This is a genomic window from Flavitalea flava, from assembly GCF_054461575.1.
Window position 1 is genome coordinate 31,664 of record NZ_JBTLQH010000003.1, and the last position, 18,495, is coordinate 50,158.

At 44.0% G+C, this 18,495-nt stretch carries 18 protein-coding genes and 1 riboswitch; of the genes, 11 read left to right on the plus strand and 7 right to left on the minus strand.

Going from position 1 to position 18,495, the window contains the following annotated elements:
* Window positions 1-149 precede the first annotated feature (149 nt).
* On the minus strand, window positions 150-305 hold the full coding sequence (locus tag ACX0G9_RS04760; RefSeq protein ID WP_459063711.1) for a hypothetical protein: 156 nt from the start codon (window positions 303-305) through the stop codon (window positions 150-152).
* Window positions 306-418: 113 nt separating this feature from the next.
* Here ACX0G9_RS04760 and ACX0G9_RS04765 point away from each other — a divergent pair, with 113 nt between their 5' ends.
* Window positions 419-913, plus strand: coding sequence for a hypothetical protein (locus ACX0G9_RS04765; RefSeq protein ID WP_459063712.1), 495 nt, complete (start codon window positions 419-421; stop codon window positions 911-913).
* 55 nt (window positions 914-968) lie between these two features.
* Window positions 969-1,595, plus strand: coding sequence for a hypothetical protein (locus ACX0G9_RS04770; protein ID WP_459063713.1), 627 nt, complete (start codon window positions 969-971; stop codon window positions 1,593-1,595).
* 145 nt (window positions 1,596-1,740) lie between these two features.
* Here the strand turns inward: ACX0G9_RS04770 and metE are convergent, their stop codons facing one another.
* Window positions 1,741-4,068 carry a 5-methyltetrahydropteroyltriglutamate--homocysteine S-methyltransferase gene (gene metE / locus ACX0G9_RS04775; protein WP_459063714.1) on the minus strand — a complete coding sequence of 776 codons (2,328 nt, stop codon included), beginning with the start codon at window positions 4,066-4,068 and terminating at the stop codon, window positions 1,741-1,743.
* Between the two features lie 213 nt (window positions 4,069-4,281).
* Window positions 4,282-4,475: riboswitch (cobalamin riboswitch) on the minus strand.
* A gap of 210 nt (window positions 4,476-4,685) precedes the next feature.
* On the opposite strand from metE, the gene ACX0G9_RS04780 reads away from it, so the two are divergent.
* The 4 genes from ACX0G9_RS04780 to ACX0G9_RS04795 are packed head-to-tail and all read left to right on the plus strand — an operon-like array spanning window position 4,686 to window position 11,403.
* On the plus strand, window positions 4,686-6,773 hold the full coding sequence (locus tag ACX0G9_RS04780; RefSeq protein ID WP_459063715.1) for a hypothetical protein: 2,088 nt from the start codon (window positions 4,686-4,688) through the stop codon (window positions 6,771-6,773).
* Between the two features lie 30 nt (window positions 6,774-6,803).
* Entirely contained in the window at window positions 6,804-7,925 is a 1,122-nt protein-coding gene (locus tag ACX0G9_RS04785; protein ID WP_459063716.1) for a M35 family metallopeptidase, read from the plus strand.
* Window positions 7,903-9,597, plus strand: coding sequence for a tetratricopeptide repeat protein (locus tag ACX0G9_RS04790; protein WP_459063717.1), 1,695 nt, complete (start codon window positions 7,903-7,905; stop codon window positions 9,595-9,597). Before ACX0G9_RS04785 ends, ACX0G9_RS04790 begins: the two co-directional genes overlap by 23 nt.
* Before the next feature lie 3 nt (window positions 9,598-9,600).
* Window positions 9,601-11,403, plus strand: coding sequence for a GH39 family glycosyl hydrolase (locus tag ACX0G9_RS04795; RefSeq protein ID WP_459063718.1), 1,803 nt, complete (start codon window positions 9,601-9,603; stop codon window positions 11,401-11,403).
* On the opposite strand, the gene ACX0G9_RS04800 is transcribed toward ACX0G9_RS04795, so the two are convergent.
* Entirely contained in the window at window positions 11,387-11,608 is a 222-nt protein-coding gene (locus ACX0G9_RS04800) for a hypothetical protein (RefSeq protein WP_459063719.1), read from the minus strand. The two genes, ACX0G9_RS04795 and ACX0G9_RS04800, sit on opposite strands and share 17 nt — an antisense overlap.
* A gap of 53 nt (window positions 11,609-11,661) precedes the next feature.
* On the opposite strand from ACX0G9_RS04800, the gene ACX0G9_RS04805 reads away from it, so the two are divergent.
* Genes ACX0G9_RS04805 through ACX0G9_RS04820 form a run of 4 tightly spaced genes read left to right on the plus strand, consistent with a single transcriptional unit; the run spans window position 11,662 to window position 12,705 of the window.
* Window positions 11,662-12,120, plus strand: a complete 459-nt coding sequence (locus tag ACX0G9_RS04805; protein WP_459063720.1) for a DUF6934 family protein — start codon at window positions 11,662-11,664, stop codon at window positions 12,118-12,120.
* Window positions 12,121-12,148: 28 nt separating this feature from the next.
* The gene (locus tag ACX0G9_RS04810; RefSeq protein WP_459063721.1) at window positions 12,149-12,319 is read left to right on the plus strand and encodes a hypothetical protein; all 171 of its coding nucleotides are present in this window, start codon (window positions 12,149-12,151) and stop codon (window positions 12,317-12,319) included.
* Window positions 12,320-12,347: 28 nt separating this feature from the next.
* On the plus strand, window positions 12,348-12,512 hold the full coding sequence (locus tag ACX0G9_RS04815) for a hypothetical protein (protein WP_459063722.1): 165 nt from the start codon (window positions 12,348-12,350) through the stop codon (window positions 12,510-12,512).
* A gap of 28 nt (window positions 12,513-12,540) precedes the next feature.
* The gene (locus ACX0G9_RS04820; RefSeq protein ID WP_459063723.1) at window positions 12,541-12,705 is read left to right on the plus strand and encodes a hypothetical protein; all 165 of its coding nucleotides are present in this window, start codon (window positions 12,541-12,543) and stop codon (window positions 12,703-12,705) included.
* Window positions 12,706-13,036: 331 nt separating this feature from the next.
* On the opposite strand, the gene ACX0G9_RS04825 is transcribed toward ACX0G9_RS04820, so the two are convergent.
* Together ACX0G9_RS04825 and ACX0G9_RS04830 are read right to left on the minus strand one after the other, a co-directional pair.
* Window positions 13,037-13,399, minus strand: a complete 363-nt coding sequence (locus ACX0G9_RS04825) for a hypothetical protein (RefSeq protein ID WP_459063724.1) — start codon at window positions 13,397-13,399, stop codon at window positions 13,037-13,039.
* Window positions 13,400-13,516: 117 nt separating this feature from the next.
* Complete coding sequence (locus ACX0G9_RS04830) at window positions 13,517-13,762, minus strand: hypothetical protein (RefSeq protein WP_459063725.1); 246 nt, start codon at window positions 13,760-13,762, stop codon at window positions 13,517-13,519.
* A gap of 95 nt (window positions 13,763-13,857) precedes the next feature.
* Between ACX0G9_RS04830 and ACX0G9_RS04835 the strand changes: the two genes are divergently transcribed.
* Complete coding sequence (locus ACX0G9_RS04835; protein ID WP_459063726.1) at window positions 13,858-14,481, plus strand: hypothetical protein; 624 nt, start codon at window positions 13,858-13,860, stop codon at window positions 14,479-14,481.
* 486 nt (window positions 14,482-14,967) lie between these two features.
* Here ACX0G9_RS04835 and ACX0G9_RS04840 read toward each other — a convergent pair whose 3' ends face one another.
* Together ACX0G9_RS04840 and ACX0G9_RS04845 are read right to left on the minus strand one after the other, a co-directional pair.
* Window positions 14,968-16,617 carry a hypothetical protein gene (locus ACX0G9_RS04840; RefSeq protein WP_459063727.1) on the minus strand — a complete coding sequence of 550 codons (1,650 nt, stop codon included), beginning with the start codon at window positions 16,615-16,617 and terminating at the stop codon, window positions 14,968-14,970.
* A gap of 71 nt (window positions 16,618-16,688) precedes the next feature.
* A complete protein-coding gene (locus ACX0G9_RS04845) occupies window positions 16,689-18,494 on the minus strand; it encodes a RagB/SusD family nutrient uptake outer membrane protein (RefSeq protein WP_459063728.1) in 1,806 nt (601 codons plus the stop codon).
* Between the last annotated feature and the right edge of the window lies 1 nt (window position 18,495).

Consider the following 18,495-nt stretch of genomic DNA (forward strand, 5'->3'; position numbering starts at 1 on the left):
CAGCGATCATTATCAATGCTCTACGCCGAAAGCAGGGTTAGCAATCAATATATTCCGCATAAGTTTTAAAGGAAGTATGATGAACCAAATATTAAAGGGTGTCAATTTTGACACCCTTTAATATTTTCAATATTTTTGAGAGATATTCTTTAAACAGTCTTAATTTTTGCCTTTTTGAGGTATTCCTTGGCATCTTCCAATTTTTCTGGAAATAAAGCAACGTCTTTAAGTTGATTGGCTACCAAAGCCAGGAGTGCGTTTTCAGGTATAGCTACCATTTTTTTGCTATCTTCTGCATTATTCATATTACAAATTTAAGTTTTTTTTCTTAATGTCTTCCTCCCTGAAACTTTAAGAATGAAAGAATTTATCTTATTTTGCTTCAATGAATTTTCCGGAGATTAAAAATATAACTGGAATGTTAAAAAAGTCAACCTGTTTAGCCCTGTTTCTTTTGTCAGCTTCCCTCTGTTTTGCCCAATTCAACCTCGGTACGATGGACACGACAAGGGCAGCCCGGGAGAATCCCCAGTCACGTAAAGCCATTACGGTAGCTTCGGAATTTATGAAAAAATTGATCGAAGGGGCGCCATCCGATAGTCTGGTCAATCTTTGCGGTATCCCCTTTTGTCACGACGACTCTGTCGTAATAGGAACTCGCGTCGAATTAAAAAAAGCATTGGAAGAAGTTCTCAGCGCAAATGCACCGGGCGCCAAAAAAAATCATCCACGGGTCGATACCGCTTATGTTTTTGGTGTGGAAAAGGGTATCTTGTATAATATAGTGCCGTTAAATATCTATCTGACCATCGTTAATATCAGATTCACTATTAATGGTCAGCAGCCTGTAAAACAAACGTTGTTTGCCATTCAAATGGGTGACGAGCCCAAAATAGTAGGAATGTCAAATTGAACACTTTTATCAAACCGTGATCCTGTCGATACCAGGGGCAAAATGATTTAATAACATGATAACCGTTCAGGAATTGGTTGATAACTATGAAGGAAATTCAAATGAAGAACTCCTGGGTATCCACGGGCAGATCGATAATTACACGGTTGAAGCAAAAGAGGCGCTGGAAATTGTAATTAAGAAAAGAGGAGGCATAGAGAATTTAAGTAAGGAGTTGACAGCGCGGATTGAAATAGATGCAGAGAAGAGTAGGATTCGAAACGAGAGCATGAAGTTCTTTTCGCAAAATCTACAAGCAGAGGAAATAAGCATAAAACTGAGTTCCCGGCTTCTTTCTCAGGAACAAGTTCAACGTATAGTTGAATCGGCCTTACATGATAACAAATTAGAAAAAGAAGATTTGTCCATCAAACCAAGAACGATTTTTGGAAGTGTCGCAGGAGGATTTATCGGAGGTACGATAGGCGGTATTTTTTGGGGTGCACAGATGATTTATATGAAAAGGATGTTTGTTATATATGCCCTTGGATTAGTGATCCTTAATTATGGATTAATACGACTTTTTACAAAACAATCGAAAAAAAACAGGGCCGTTTTTGTAGCCACTATTTTGTCTGTTATTTATGCCTTGTTACTTGGACAGATATTATATGAAATGATTGGCTATCGTGGAACCCAATAAAATAACTTTACAGACGGAGTATTTAAAAAAAAGTCGGTTGTAAAATTTCACAACCGACTTTTTTGTTTTCATTGATACCCACCAAAGTAAAACACCCCGAAATAGCCTTTTCCCTGCTGTCGGAACGAACATTACTAATAAGCTGTCATGCTACCCCCTGTTTAACGGATTTCCTTAATTCCTTCGCAGCGTTGACCATTTCCACCAGGGCTGCCTTTGTTTCCGGCCATTGTCTGGTCTTCAGCCCGCAATCCGGGTTCACCCAAAGCTGGTCCACGGGAATAACGGCTTTCGCTTTTTCCATTAAGGCAATCATTTCCGTTTTTGAAGGGACTCTTGGGGAATGGATATCGTATACGCCCGGTCCGATCTCATTCGGATAATTGAAGTCGGCGAAGGCATCCAGCAGCTCCATTTGGGAACGGGAACATTCGATCGTGATGACATCGGCATCCATATCGGCTATGTTCTGAATGATATCGTTGAATTCGGAATAACACATATGGGTATGGATCTGGGTTTCGTCCTTTACACCACTGGCGGAGATGCGGAATGCCGTCACCGCCCATTTCAGATATTCCGGCCAGTTTTCTTTCCGTAGGGGCAAACCTTCCCGGATAGCCGGCTCATCGATCTGTATGATTTTTATACCAGCCTTTTCAAGATCAACTACTTCATCCCTGATGGCCAGGGCAATTTGTGTACAGGTCTCGCTACGCGGCTGGTCATTGCGTACAAAGGACCATTGAAGGATCGTCACTGGCCCGGTCAGCATTCCTTTTACCCATTTATCGGTTAAGGACTGGGCAAAGGCCGACCATCTGACCGTCATGGGAAATGGCCTGGATACGTCGCCATAGATTACAGGAGGTTTCACGCACCGGCTTCCGTAGCTCTGCACCCATCCGTTTTTGGTAAAGACAAATCCTTCCAGTTGTTCCCCAAAATATTCCACCATGTCATTTCTTTCAAATTCTCCATGAACTAGCACATCGATGCCGGTTTCTTCCTGCCAGCGGATCGCTTCTTCGGTTTCTTTTTCGATGAGCGAATCATATTGTTCAGCAGTCAGGTCTCCTTTTTTAAGCCTGGCTCTTATATTCCGTACTTCCGCGGTTTGCGGGAAGGAACCGATCGTGGTTGTTGGGAACAAGGGTAGATGAAGGGCCTCCCGCTGTTGGATTTTGCGCAGGGAAAAATCATGCTGCCGAATTGCATCCTTTTCGGTAATACCGGCCGTTCTTTTTTTTACGGAAGGTTTGTGGATCAGGGAAGAGGTTTTACGGCTGATATTAGCGCTGATATTACGCTTCCATTTTTCGTTGGCAATAATCTTGTTTTCATCGGAGGCCAGTTGTTTTAACGTAACCACCTCATCGATTTTTTGTTTGGCAAAGGCCAGCCATTGTTTTAATTCCGGGATCAGCACCGTATCGTTCGTTTCCAGATCCAGGTCGCAGGGTGAATGGAGCAGGGAGCAGGAAGGGGCGATCCAGATCCTATCTTTACCGATCTTTTCTACTGCCTTGTCGATATAAGATAACGATTGCTGATAATCATTGATCCAGATATTCCTGCCATCGACAACGCCCAAAGATAGATTGGTTTTTGATTTTTGGAAGCCGCCGCTCAGCACATCCTCCAGTTGCGAAGGGCATCGTACCAGGTCGAGGTGAATGGTTTGTACGGGCAGGCTTAGTACAGTAGGCAGGTTTTTACCGTAACATTCAAAATAACTGGCTAAAATGATATGCAGACCGGGGAATTTACCCTTTATCTCCTGGTAAGTTTTGACAACAACGTCCAGTTCGGCCTTCGTCAGATCAAGAGCCAGGCAGGGTTCGTCGAATTGTATATAATGGGCCTTGCTATCGTCCAATTTTTTCAGCACTTCCAGGTAAACCGGCAGTAGATTTTTCATCAGTTCCAGCCGGTGAAACCCCGGTTCTTTTTCTTTGCCCAATAACAAATAGGATACTGGTCCCAAAAGGACAGGTTTTACATTGAATCCTTCGCGTTTTCCTTCATTGAATTCATGGATGACCTTATTGGAAAAAGAAGTAAAAGTCTGGTTGGCCGTGAACTCCGGGACGATATAATGATAATTGGTATCGAACCATTTGGTCATTTCCATGGCGGTAATATCGAAACCATCTTTCTGGTATCCCCTGGCCATGGCGAAAAGCAGGTCGATATCCGTCAATTGTTTTTTTTCCATCAGGGTATGATATCTTTCCGGGATCGCACCCACCATCAGACTGGTATCCAACACCTGGTCATAAAAAGAGAAGTCATTACAGGGGATCAGGTCAATCCCGGCGCCCCTCTGTAATTGCCAGTTATGGCGCCGGATGTTTTGCCCGGTAAACATTAGTTGTTCCGCGGGAAGGTTGCCGGACCAATACAATTCCGATGCTTTTTTGAGCTCACGTTGACTACCTATCCTCGGATAGCCTAAGTTGTGTGTTTGCATGTTTTTGCTTTTTAAATGATTAATGATCAGTTAAAAGCCTTTGCTAAACCTCACAATGCTTACGTAGGAATAAAATGTAAAAGAAAGAGAAAATGTAAGGATTGGCCTGGGTGTGTACTACATCCCACAAGATCCTGGACTCCGGGAAAATCCGGGAATCCGGTAAAGACCTGTCCATACACCAATCTGACGTTCTGCTTCATTCCACGAAAGCATTGTCAATACGGTAAGGCAGGTCTCCTGGCTTGTAACATTTTTGCCGTCCTTCCCATCCCGGAATTACGGGACAGTGGACAACGTGGGCAAAAATCGTTTACGTTACTTACAGTTGCGGGACAGCTTGTGATTTACACACAATTCCCTTTTAACCCCGGGGCTACCCGGGGACCATTTCCGCTTGATGAAGAAATATAGAAAAGAACTTTAAGGTGCAAAAATACTTGATTTGAGTCCGTATTGCAAATAAATTGACAAACCGGCAGAGATTATTAATTTTTCAGGTAACTTAAGGGGGTATATTACTAATGCCATATTCGAAAACAAGGAAATCAAAACCGCGCTTACCAATACCAGGTAGAACACCCATCTCATTTTAATAATATCAAACTCTAACGACCATGAATCAGTACCTTTTAACGCTTGCTTTTTTGGGGATTCTTTTCACATCCCAAGGCCAGAATCAAGTAAAACATCCATCGGAAGAACCCTTGCCAGCCGGGCTTCAGACCTATCTTCAAACCATTCAATTTGGTTCGATCGGCAGCAACAAACCGACAGTTCATTACCAGGTACAATCAAAAAACCTGGTCCGGGTAAAGGTGCAATGGGAGCTAAGGGATTCGGTCAGACAGGACGATCTTCAGGTCAATCTGACTCCTTCCTTCAAACCGACGTTTAACTGGGCGCCGCATCTCACGCCTACCGATGATCATATCATTGCCCAGCATGTCTTCAGATCGCCGGCACTTATAGTATCATCGGGCCAAAAACAGATCATCCTGATTCCCGATCTGGACCTGTTACAAAAAAAGCATGCCGTGGATTGGTATATGGATATGAATGCCCCCGCCAATAAACTAACGATCGGGTGCAGCAGATCGAAAGTAAAGGAACATGTCTTATTTGTACGGGAAAAAGGTGCAATCTATCCGCCGGGCAAAATTGAATTAGGTTTTTATCTGATGACTGCGGATGATCAGGAGAGCATCTTTGACCCCTGGAAAAATGTCTTATCCTTTTTCTGGAAAAACTGGGGCAATCCTTTATATCAGGCCGGGGAACCCTTACTCAATAAGGATCTGGGAGCATACGTCGGCCAAACCTATAACTGGGCATTTAACTCCTGGAAGAAAAATGTATGGCAGGATTTTACCCTGAACGGAAAAGAGGTAGGAGCGCCGGTCTTTATCGTCAATGTCAGCCAAAGCCCGAATTTCCCGGGCAAACCGGATGAACGGGAATTCCGTTCCATCTGGAACCAGGCCTGGTTTTGTTCTTTACGTTCTGCACAGGGTCTGTACCGGTATGCCCGCAAGAAGGATGACAGCAGCCTGCTTAATTATGCCTTACGGACAAAAGAACTGGCCCTTTCTTTCCCACAGACCAATGGCTTTTTTTACAGCGTGATCGGGACAGAAATGGAAAAGGTGCAGGAGGGAGGCAAAACCTATAACCGTTCAAAGGGTTGGGATACCCATTATTTCGGCAATTCCAACCGTAACCCGTATACGAGAAAGGCGGAAGCGTCTCCTTTCCATATTCTGGATATGAGTGTTACCGCCAACCTCATGCTGAGCTGGTATGATGAACTGGAAAAGGATCAACGTTTATTGGATTATGCTGTCCGCTATGGTGACGCCTTGATCGCCATACAGCAGGAAGATGGTTTTTTCCCCGGCTGGTTGTCCCTGGAAACCCAAAAGCCAATGGATCATCTTAATCAATCCCCCGAATCGGCGATGTCGGTTACCTTTTTATTAAAATTATACGAGCTTACCAAGGACGAAAAATATCTTAAGCCAGCCTTGAAGGCAATAAATGCCTTAATGGATAAAATAATACCGGTGGGTCAATGGGAAGATTTCGAGACCTACTGGTCTTGCAGCAGCTATGGATCGACCGACCTGGTGGGGAAAAAAGTGGTTCGTAATAATATGTTCAAACAAAACAATCTTTCGATGTACTGGACAGCCGAGGCTCTGTTCAATGGATATAAGCTAACGCATACGGACAAATACCTGCAATATGGCAGAAGGGCATTGGATGAAATGCTGATGTCACAGGCTTCCTGGCAACCGCCCTATATTTATGTACATGCACTCGGTGGTTTTGGAGTAATGAATGGGGATGGGGAATGGAACGATTCGAGACAAAGCCTTTTTGCCGAACTGATCGTAAAATATGGACAGGAATGTAAAGAAGTAGAATATATTCAACGGGGCCTGGCCGCGTTACGGGCTTCGTTTGTCATGATGTATAGTCCGCAAAATCCAACGACAAAAGTACAATGGGAGAACAAATGGCCATTCTTTGCCAAAGAGGATTATGGCTTTATGATGGAAAACTATGGTCATGGTGGTGTAACCAGCCCGAAAGGAGTGGGAATAGGAGAATTCACGATCTATGATTGGGGGAATGGAGCGGCCTCCGAAACTTATAGCCGGATGCTGGATCATTATGGGGAGACGTTCATAAATGCAAAATAGTTGTTATATTTAGGCTAAAACCCTTATTTTATGGACACAATTCATGTACAGCTATATTCCCACGAAGAATACAAAAAGGACGAAGCGGCCAATCTCATTTTCGAGGTCAGCAACCCTTCTAAAAAACCGATCCGGTTGTTGAAATGGAACACGCCGTTGGAAGGCCTGCGGAGCGATTGCCTGGATGTCAAAAGAAATGGCAAATCCGTTCATTATGACGGGATCATGGTTAAGAGGGGAGCGCCAACACCTGATGATTTTATTACCATCGAGCCAGGCCAATCCGTGAGCAAAAAGGTAGACCTGGGGGAAGCATATGATATGTCCACTCCTGGTCATGTAAAAGTGGATTACAAAAAAGAAGGCCTGCGGGTGACGGGCGATGCCGATAAAAAAATCCCTGCAAACCAAAAAATGGGCGCAGCCGGAAAAATGACTGCCATGGCTTTTACGGCTTCCCTGAAGCGGCCCGGTAGCCAGGTAAAGGTCGTTACCAAAAAAGCTGATTTCAAAATCACGGGAGGAACAACCAAACGTCTTCCGGCAGGCGCACGTGAGAGGGCCCTGCAGGCCAGCAAAAAACCCCCGTCAGCAAATTTGAAAACAACCTTATCAAAAACAGCCTTATCAAAAAAAGCTAAGGCCGCCGTCACTGGCCCTTATCCCTGCCTGCTCACCGGCGGAACGGCGGCCCAGAAACTGATTGTAAAAAAAGCGCATGAAAATGGTTATCAGCTTGTCCTTGACGTCCTGACAAGCATGAAAAATAACAGGCCCTATAAGACCTGGTTCGGGGCCTATTCAAAAGGCCGTTTCGGAAAGGTAAAAACCGACTACCAGAAGATCCGGTCTGAATATGAGAACAAACAATTCACCTATGACCTGACCGGGACATCCAAGGACTGCCGGGGTAATACCTATGCCTTTACGTATCAGGGGGGAGACACCATTTCGCTTTGCAGCGCCTTCTGGGCGGCTCCTGACACCGGTGATGATTCCCGGGCCGGCACGCTGGTACATGAACGCAGCCATGCCTCGGCCTTTACCGATGACCTGGCCTATGGAAAACCTGATTGTCTCACGCTTGCCAAAAAGACGCCGGCAAAAGCAATAAATAATGCGGATACGCATGAGTATTATGCGAAAGGTTGAATTAACTGCCTTTTATATTTTTTCATTCGTGATACTCGTATCCTGCAAAGGAAATGATGCGGGTCCTTCAAAAGAGGCCATTAATGAAATTCACCTTAAAAGAGGCGGGCTAATTTCCTGCGGAACAGGTGGCAAACAATTCGGTACAGTTGTCTTTGATGTTTCCTGCAGCGAAAAAGAAAAAAAACAATTTAACCTTGCCATAGAACTCCTGCATTCCTTTGAGTATGATGAAGCGGAAAAGGCTTTTTCAAAAATTATTGATGAAGAGCCGGGATGTGCCATGGCATACTGGGGGGTAGCCATGTGTAATTATCATCCATTATGGACAGCCCCTGCCGGGGAAGAATATCAGAAAGGGGCCAAAGTTATTGAAATAGCACGGGCGATCCCCAAAAAATCAAAAAAGGAGGCGGATTATATCGAGGCCATAGCTACGATTTATTCGGCCTGGGATAAAGTAGATCTTCACACCCGGAGTGTTCATTTTGAAAAGGCAATGGAAAAAATCCATGTGGCTTATCCGGACGATCAGGAATCTGCGATATTTTATGCCCTGGCGCTTGACGCAGCAGCCGATCCGGCAGATAAATCGTTTGCGAATCAAAAAAAAGCCGGATCTATTCTAAATGCCCTGGCTCTCCTTGCACCTGATCACCCGGGAATTGCGCACTATATCATTCACACTTACGATTTCCCCGAACTGGCGGAATTAGCCCTGCCTGCCGCAAGAAAATATGCGACCCTGGCTCCTTCATCCGCACATGCCCGGCATATGCCTTCACATATTTTTACCAGACTGGGGCTTTGGGATGAATGTATTACGGCTAATCTGGCTTCTATCGCTTCTGCCCAATGTTATGCGGAAACGGCTGGTATTAAAGGGCATTGGGATGAAGAGCTTCACGGCATGGACTATCTTGTTTATGCCTATCTTCAAAAAGGAGAAAATGATCTTGCCAGGCGGCAATGCGATTCGCTGCTGACCTTTACCCGGGTTTTTCCGGTCAACTTTAAAGTAGCTTATGCCTTTGCTGCCATTCCGGCAAGGTACGCGCTCGAAAATAAAATGTGGAAAGAAGCAGCTGCTCTTCAACTCTATCCGCAAAGGTTTCCCTGGGAAAAATTTCCCTGGCAAAAAGCGATCAACTGTTTTGCCCATGTTCTTGGTTCTGTTCAGATGGGTAAAATGGATTCAGCCCGTTACCTGTATAAAGAACTAAAGGCAATCTTTGATACACTAACCGTACAAAAAGATGCTTATAAAGCAGGGCAGGTACAAATTCAATTATTAACCTCGGAAGCCTGGATCCATTTTAAGGAAGGCCAAAATGAGGAAGCGTTGGAAAAAATGAATTTAGCTGCTGATATGGAAGACAGGACAGAAAAACATCCCGTTACGCCCTGTGAAATAATACCTTCCAGGGAATTGCTGGGAGATATGTTACTACAAATGAATAAGCCTGAAATGGCCTTGAGCTCCTATGAGGCAGACCTGAAAAAACATCCCAACCGGTTTAATGGACTTTATGGTGCGGGTCAGGCCGCGGAAAGATCGGGGAATCCCGAAAAAGCCGTATTATATTACCGGCAATTATTAACTGTTTGCCATTCGTCACCAAATAGCCGCGCAGAACTGGCTATCGCAAAGAAGTACTTAAAAAAACAATAGTAAATGTATCTCCTTTCTTTCTTTTTATTTTTCCTCCCGGTTCAGAGCTATTCTCAGGAGAAAAGGGAACCAGATACCGTTCCGGTAAAAATCCGTGTGGATTTTGCAGTGGAAAAGGGAAGCATGAAACCTATCTGGGCCTGGTTTGGTTATGACGAGCCCAACTACACCTACATGAAAGACGGGAGAAAATTATTGTCTGAATTGGCTGCCCTGAGTCCCGTACCCGTGTTTGTGCGTACTCATAGCTTGTTGGTGACCGGTGATGGAACGCCTGCCTTAAAATGGGGCTCGACCAATGCCTATACCGAAGATGTTCAGGGCAACCCGGTTTATAACTGGCGACTTATAGACAGTATATTCGACACGTATGTTCAGCGGGGTATGAAGCCGCTGGCGCAAATTGGTTTTATGCCCGAAGCCTTATCAACAGGGCCGGCTCCTTACCGGCATGACTGGAAACCGGGAGAACCATATTCCAGGATCTTTACCGGCTGGGCTTATCCGCCGAAAGACTATAATAAATGGCGGGAATTGATATACCAGTGGGTTAAGCATGCTGTTGGACGTTATGGGCAAAAAGAAGTGGAAAGCTGGTATTGGGAAGTATGGAATGAACCGAACGGTTATTGGAAAGGAACCCGGGAAGAATATTTTAAATTGTATGATTATGCGGCCGATGGTTTAAAAAGGGCATTGCCAACTGCAAGAATAGGAGGGCTTGATATTGCGGGGACCTCAAGCGAAGGCGCGGTACAATGGATGAATACCTTTATTCGGCATTGCCTGTACGAAATCAATTATGCTACGGGCAAAAAGGGCTCGCCCCTGGAGGCGCTGCTTTTTCATGCAAAGGGCAACCCAACCTTAAAAGATGGGGTAGTATGGATGAACATGTCGCCGCAGTTACGGGATATTGCTATGGGATTTAAAATAGCCCGCTCGTACCCGGAAACAAAAGATCTTCCGCTTATTGTCGGTGAATCGGATCCTGAAGGCTGTGCCGCCTGTGGCATGGCTACCAACCCTTCCAATGCCTACCGGAATGGTACGATGTATTCCAGTTATACTGCCGCCAGCTTTGCCCGTAAATATCAATTAGGAGATGAAGCGGGTGCCAATCTTGCCGGTGCAGTTTCCTGGTCCTTCGAATTTGAAGATCAACCCTGGTTCTATGGTTTTCGGGATCTGGCTACGAACGGGGTGGACAAACCTGTATTGAATGTTTTCAGGATGTTTGGAAAGATGTCCGGGCAGCGGGTGCAGGTAGAATGCGACCGGATGTACCCGTTAAAGGTGATAATAGATTCTGGCGTCCGGGGGCAAACGGATATTGGAGCACTGGCTTCAATCGATAAAAATACGGCCGCGATCATGGTATGGAATTATCATGACCAGGACAAACAGGCTTCGGGAGATTCCATCGAAATAGAGCTTGCCAACTTACCGGTTATGGGAAACGCGGCAAACCCGGCAAACCCTGCAAACCCTGCAAACCCGGCAAACCCTGCAAACCCTGCAAACCCGGCAAACCCTGCCAGCGCTGTAAATTTGAACAACCTTAGCGTGAAAAATATCCGGGTAACTGAATACCGGATCGATAACCAGCACAGTAATTCCTATGAAGCCTGGAAGAGAATGGGATCACCTCAAAAACCTTCTCCGGAACAGATCTTACTGCTTGAGAAAACAGGCCAATTGCAGGTAATGGAGACCGGTAAAAAGTTAGCCATAAAGGATGGTAAGGCGGTTCTTCATCTGACCCTGCCCCGCCAGGCGGTAAGCTTGTTTACCTTGTATTGGTAAAAAAATCCTGGGTTAAAAATTTCTTTTGAGGCAAACCAATTCCGGTGTGGACAATTATTTTGTTCCCACTTTTGGCAGGCTTTGTAGCATCTCCTTTTCCAAAACGGATTTTCCCCATTATTTTCGAATTATTTACAAGATAATATAATTTATCCTCTGGCTTATTAACAATTATCCCTGGGTTTTCCATGTGGATTACTGTCATAAACATACGATGGTTGTAACAAGAAAAACAGGCAATGAACGATATATCTAAGTTTGGATATTGAAGTTGCCATTATGAATTATGAAAATTACCCAGTTATTGCGAGTAATAATTATCAGAAATATTTATTTTTTAGCGAAGGTCCGCAAGGGATAATCGCAAAGGGTGTTATTTATTCTCAGATTGTAGGAGATTTATTTAATCTTAGTTTCGGAGATTGGAATGAAGGGTTTCAGCAGATGGATGATTTCACGAGAACAAATAATGGAGATCGAAATAAAGTTTTGGCAACGGTAGCATTTACTGTAATCGATTTTTCCAGAATATATCCTGATGCCAGGTTATATATTAGAGGGAGTACTATTGGGAGAACTAGATTATATCAAATAGGAATTAGTGTTAATTTTTTGATAATCAGTGAATTATTTAATATTCTTGGTTTGTTTATGGATAATTGGGAGACCTTTGAAAAAGGAAGGAACTATGAAGCCTTTTTGATTACTAAAAAATAAGTTCTTAAATTTGAAATAAGATCATTATATGAAAAAAGCAAAGTCTAAAATAGCATACGAACACGTTGTTACCATCGATCCGAATATCCCGGATTTTAGTAAATCTCCCTTTGTTATAAAAAAGGTAGAAAATGCAAAAGCATTTTTTGCTAAACACGGATTGCCCAATATAGAGGAGATAATAAAGAAAAGCAAGTAACCTGTTTTTGAGGGTTTTCAAAGTTTATATGAAAATAACCGAACAAAAGAAACATCATCCATCCATTACAGTAGATCCGAATGTACCGGATTTTAGTAAATCTCCTTTTGTCATAAAAAAGGTAGAAAGAGCCCGTGCGCGCATAGCAAAATATGGTTTGCCCAAAATAGAAGGAGACAAGAAAAGCAAGTAATCGATTGCGAGAAAATTTCAAAGCCTATATGAAAAATACTGAACAAAAGAAACATCATCCATCCATTACAGTAGATCCCCATATTCCGGACTTTAGTAAATCTCCTTTTGTCATAAAAAAGGTAGAAAATGCAAAAGCGTTCATTGCTAAACACGGCCTGCCCAATATAGAAGAAATTAAAAAACGTAAATAGCGGATAAGCTACCAGTATAAAAATATTCCAAAAAAAGACGGCGACCTAAAGTCGTTCCGAAGCGTCGTCGGCTTTAAATTTGATCCGAAATATAGGTCAGCACTTTCCTATCCGCTTATATCCAAAATCCCCCTGAACGTCTATCTGCGTTATAGCTTTTTGTTGGGCGGCTGTATCGGGAGTCGCACGTTTAATGGAACCATCAACCACTCTCTGTTCATGGTCGAAAGCCAATTCCTAGTCCTATTTGTATTTATCAAAACTCAGTAAGCATTCAGTGTACCACGTCCTCTTACTCTTGTTTGGCTGGTGTTTTTGACCGCTGATTATTCTACTTTCGCCACTCAATTATTTTAAAGTCTTGAACAATAGTGTCCTGATTAAACTTTAAACTCAATGTTTTGGTATGGTTAAGAGTTCTGTCCTTTCCGAATTCAATTTCAACACCGTAAAGTATTTCTGAAGTGTTATTGAATTTCAATGGTGTTACAACAGGTTGTCCTAGTAGTTCGGCAATTTGACTATATGATTTCCCTTTTAGTTGATAATTATTCAAAAGATCTTCAATCATATATTTGCGATTTGGAAATCTCAAAAGATCAGATTGTTCAGCCCATCCTTTTTTGTCAAACTTATGGTTTGAGTTACAAGATGTTAAAAGAATACTAAATAAAATAAAGAATAAGTATCTCATTTTTTTGTCTTTTTTTAAGTTTATTGTCACATTTTTATAGCAAAACTATCCTAGCCTAAAGGAAGAGCCTGGACGTGGTTGGGTGAATGCTTACAAAACTCAGACCCATTGCGGAGATTAGGTGATTACCTGCCATCTTTCCGGAATATGCTCTTTATTGAAAAGAGCCAGTTTCACTTTACCATCGGGTTCAACGATGTTTACCTGTTCTGCCGTCAGTAGTTTAAAATGAACTTCCCCGGAGGAATGAACCGGTTTCAGTGCCAGCCACATAATGACCAAGGTCAGGGTCAGCGCGTATAGGATAAGCAAACGCACCTGTGTTTTTATGATGCGTAATTCGGCTGTAAGTTGTTGTTCCATTTCTATAAGGTTATTAAAACGCTAAATAAGCGATAATTCTCTATTTTGTAAAGGAAACCCCCATTTAAAAGGCCCATCCCTAATAATAATAACTAATGTCTGAAAACAGGACTTTTACGTTAAAAACCTCCCTTTTCGATCGTCACAGGCAACTGATCATTGATTCTGAATACCTTGAATTTGAGGATACTAACTTAGTTTCCTCCCTCCCAACTAAATTTGTAAAAGAGGAGATCGAGTCAATACGTTACGGTATCAAGGGGATTCGTGGTTACCGATTTTATATTGGAAAAATATTCTGTATTGATATTAAAAGTACTTCAGGGCAGGTCATCAAACTCAGACTTAAATCCCTTTACCGGGTTAGAAGAAAACAATTAAGCAGTAAATATGTGGAAATAGCTAATTCCATCCTTCGCTGTTATTTTGATGAAAAATCGAATCATTATCTTGCTTTATTCAGTGACAATAAAACTTTTGAAATTATTGGGATTCAATTTAACCCTGAAGGAATCATATTCGATGAGAAGGTAGGAATTGTTCCCTGGGAATTTTTGGGAACCAGGCGATATTATCGTTATTATAGCATCTATTCTGAAATGAATACGAATCAGTATAAAATATTTTATTATATCGAACAATGGAATACAGCGGTACTTCAGCATGTGGTGGAAAATATTCTGAAAATGAAATTCCCGCTTAAAAAAATACCTACATGAACAACCGGTTCCACGTCAAATCAAAAATTATAGTACCCATACTGTTAGCATTGCTAACGCTACTTTATGTTTATTGGCATATTGACAGAGCCGATTACCGGTCTCTGGAATTATCCATTGTTATTATTGGAGGTTTGGGATTGTCCGGGCTAATATCCTTGATCCTTTTGTTGGTTTATTTATTCAGGCATGAGTGGTTCCTTTTTTTGACGATTTATGTCACTGCCCTGTTCAGCAGTTTTTTGGCCTCTGCATCGTTTCTGGCGGTATCAGGCGAAATCCCGGTTTGGGCCTTTTGGGGTTTTATCATTCCGGGGCTCTTGTTGATAGGTGCAAACCCCAATCCCATAAACAAAAAAAAGCAGCGACGATCTGCTCAAAATCCGAGCTGTCGCCGCTGCTTACAATTTGATCCCAACTATGGTTTCCACCATTCAGTTTGCAGATCGGTTCCTCCTGTTTTCCCTAGGGTTTTTTCATTCAATGTTATTTTTCGATCGTTACCGCATTTCCCAGTTTTTTCCGGATACTAAGAATGCCTCCCTTATCGAGCGGAAGCCAGTACCAGCCTTCTTTATTCCTGTCTGTCACTTCCGGTAATTTTTTACCGTCGACATTAATGCTCCCGGGTTTGTATGTCAACCTGAATAGGTCTCTGGAAGCCTTGTCGTACGTTTTATAAACGATCTTTCCCGGGGCATATGTAATTTGTTTTACGACCGAAGAAGTCCTCAGCATATGATCGGCATCCGAGGGAGCCAGCTCCGGGGCGGCAGCCATGGCCCTGATATAATGACGGACAAAATCACCATAACCATCCGTCATCCAGACATCGTTCGTAGGGTAATAATTCTTTCCGTCGTTATCGACTGCATAAGTGGCCCAGATCAATTCCCGTACCGCATTACGCGTAAGCGTCGTGTCTCCGGTGAGTGCCCAGTAGAGTAGTTCCATGGAACCCTGACGGGCGGTATGACTGTTACCCGGAACCGGGTAAGCCGTTTGTTCATTGGTGATCGTTACGCCATATTTTGACCAATCCTTATTGTTAAAGGTCCTGTGCACCCAATCGAAAATACCGGTAACTGTTTTTTTCCAATCGGTATACAGCTCCGGGTTTTCCATGACATACATGGCATAGGTAGTGGCATTGATCTGTGTCTTGGAATAGCCGGGTACATCCTCGAAGAAAGGACCCCAGTCATTCGTAACTTCCGGATAGGTCTTCATCCAGTTAAGGGCCACGGCGAATGCTTTTTTATGGGAAACCGTATTCCCTTTTTGCAGTTTGATCAGTTCGCTGAATAACTCCAGCGTACCCACCCAGTTTGTCGTGTAGATCGCTTTGCGGGGGTCTTTGTAGAAATCATTCACGCCCAGATCGGGTATCTCGCCGGTTACCGCGTTTACCTTAAAAGGCCAGGGCGAATGACGGATGTCTCCCGCTTTTACATTGGCCGCCATCGTATTTGCGATCTTTACCGCAGCTTCCAGGTATTTGGTTTCCCCGGTCTTTTTGTACAAACGCACCAGTTCAAAACCCAGGGACCCTGCTTTATCCGGTTGCAGCACGCCAATAGGTGCCTTCATATCCCCATCGTAAATCCCGGATTCCACATGGGTATTATAGGGGTAAGGAATATTCGGCCATTTGGTGGATGGGGCTGCCAGCGAATGCGCCAGGTAATAATCCGCCTGGTATTTCGCATTGTCGATCAGGGCCTGATTCCCGGTATAGTTATAATAAAGATCCCAGGAGGAAAGACCCATGGCTACCTGGTCTCCACCGATCCCGCGGCCATCGTGTTCCGCTTTCCATACCTGGTGGTTCATATAATACTTGACGCCATTGGTATCGATCTCCATATTGTCCCAAAACTTCCATACCAGTTTCAGCATCTGATCGAAAGACTCTCCATAATTGGTGGAATTCCAGGGTAGGAGCGTTCCGGCTCCATTCACACGTACCCGGTGATAGATGATCGTATCGGCTATTGTATGATCGTTGTCCGCCTGAAATATGTCCTTGTTCAATGTCCTGAATTGCGCCGCTGCGGGACCAGCCTGCATGATCAACGCCGAAAGGGACAAGGCCGAAACAAACAAGCGAACCGGGTGTTTATATTTCATATTCATAATCGTTGCAATTTAACGAGATAGCTTTAAAGTGTGATCCTTTTAACAAGCGACTTAATAATTCAACCGCCTTAATAATTAGGATTTTGCACCAGCAAATTATTCTTGTTCATTTCGTCCCGGGTAATAGGGAAAAAATAGGCCTTGTCCAGCCATGCGCTCTTCTGCACGGTATACGGGGTGATCACCGGAACGGTGGCCGTGGTATGATCCGGGTTTAACGTATAAACTACAGTAACACCGCTGAATTGCTGATAGGCAGAAGGAGCGATCAGCCAGCGCCGTACATCATAAAACCGGTTTTCTTCAAAGGCCAGCTCCACACTTCTTTCGTTGCGGTATCTGTCGCGCAGGGCAGTCCCGGATTCAGTGATATCGGGCATACCGGCTCTTTTCCTTACCTGGTTGATCGCGTTTCTCGCATCACCGTCCTGGCCCAATTCCATACAGGCTTCCGCATAATTCAGCAGCACTTCTGCATAACGCATATAACGCCAGGGGGTGCCATTCGTACTGAACTGACCGTCAACGGCAGGATCGATGAACTTACGCAAATAATAGCCGGTATAACAACCGTTAAAACCTTCCACCGGACCTTTTCTGCTATCCAATCCATAAGTCTCTTCCATTTCACCCGTCGTGCTGTTCCAGGTTTGCCAGGTGCCTACCTGTATGGTACCTGTGGGCTCCAGACTGATCAGATCCACGGGTCTTTGTTTGAATTTGGCTCCTTCGTAAAGGATGCTGGCATAAAAACGGGGGTCCCTGTTTTTATAGGGCTCATAGGCCTTGGCCGGATCGGTCCAGCTAAAGGGAGTGCCATCCCTCATTTCAAAACGGTCGACCATTTCACCGGAAGGTGCATCCTGGCCATACAAATGATAACCATTGGAGCCGGATAGGAGCGAAAGTTGATTTTTCTCCGGGGAACCGTATTGGCCAACCTTAAAATACCGTACCCAGATATCTTCTTCCGTTCCATTCACCAGGAACAGATCGGCAAAACTCTTGGCAATGGAATCTCCCGGTGCCGGAGTGGCTTTATACAGGGAATAGGCGTTCATATCGATAACGGCTTTGGCGGCATCTTTTGCGGCCTGCCAACGGGAAGTACGGTCTCCGTTCGTATAACCCAACAGTTCCGGATTGGCATATCCTCCGAATACAGTGGTGTTATGCAGATCGCTGGCAGCAAATAAAAGTGCTCTTGATTTCAGCATAAGCGCAGCTCCCTTGGTAGCTCTTCCCATATTGCTCCCGCTTTGTACAACCGGTAATAAAAGCGCAGCCGAATCACATTCCTTGCTGACAAAACTGATCACGTCGGCATAAGGATCACGCTTAACCGCAAACTCGTCGTTCAGCCCGTATGCTTTGGTGATAATGGGCACACCGCCGTAAAGAGTGGCCAACTGATGATACATATAGGCCCGCAGGAAATGAACCTCACCGATCAGCCTGTTCTTTTGGGTGACATCATCTACTTTGGTGGAGTCGAATGTCGTTGCCTGGTTGATCCGGTCAAAAAAGATGTTACAGGCCCTGATATTCTTATAGAGAATAGCCCATGTCTCATGAGGCCAGGAAGCCATGTCATCCGCAGTGATCAGACAGTTATTGAATTCAAAAAAACTAAACCACTGGTCATGCATCTCATCCACGAACTCCGCCTTCAGCAGACCGCCGCCTCCGTTGGTAGGGTTGTCTATGTTCAGATAAATGCCATTTACAAAAGCCTGGATTAGATTAGGATCATTCCAGGTATCGTCCGGAGAGAACTCCGTCAACGGTTTTTTATTTAAAAAATCTTTATTACAGGATACCGCCAGTACCAGGGCACTGAGCAGGATGGCGGATTTACAGAAAATATTTTTCATG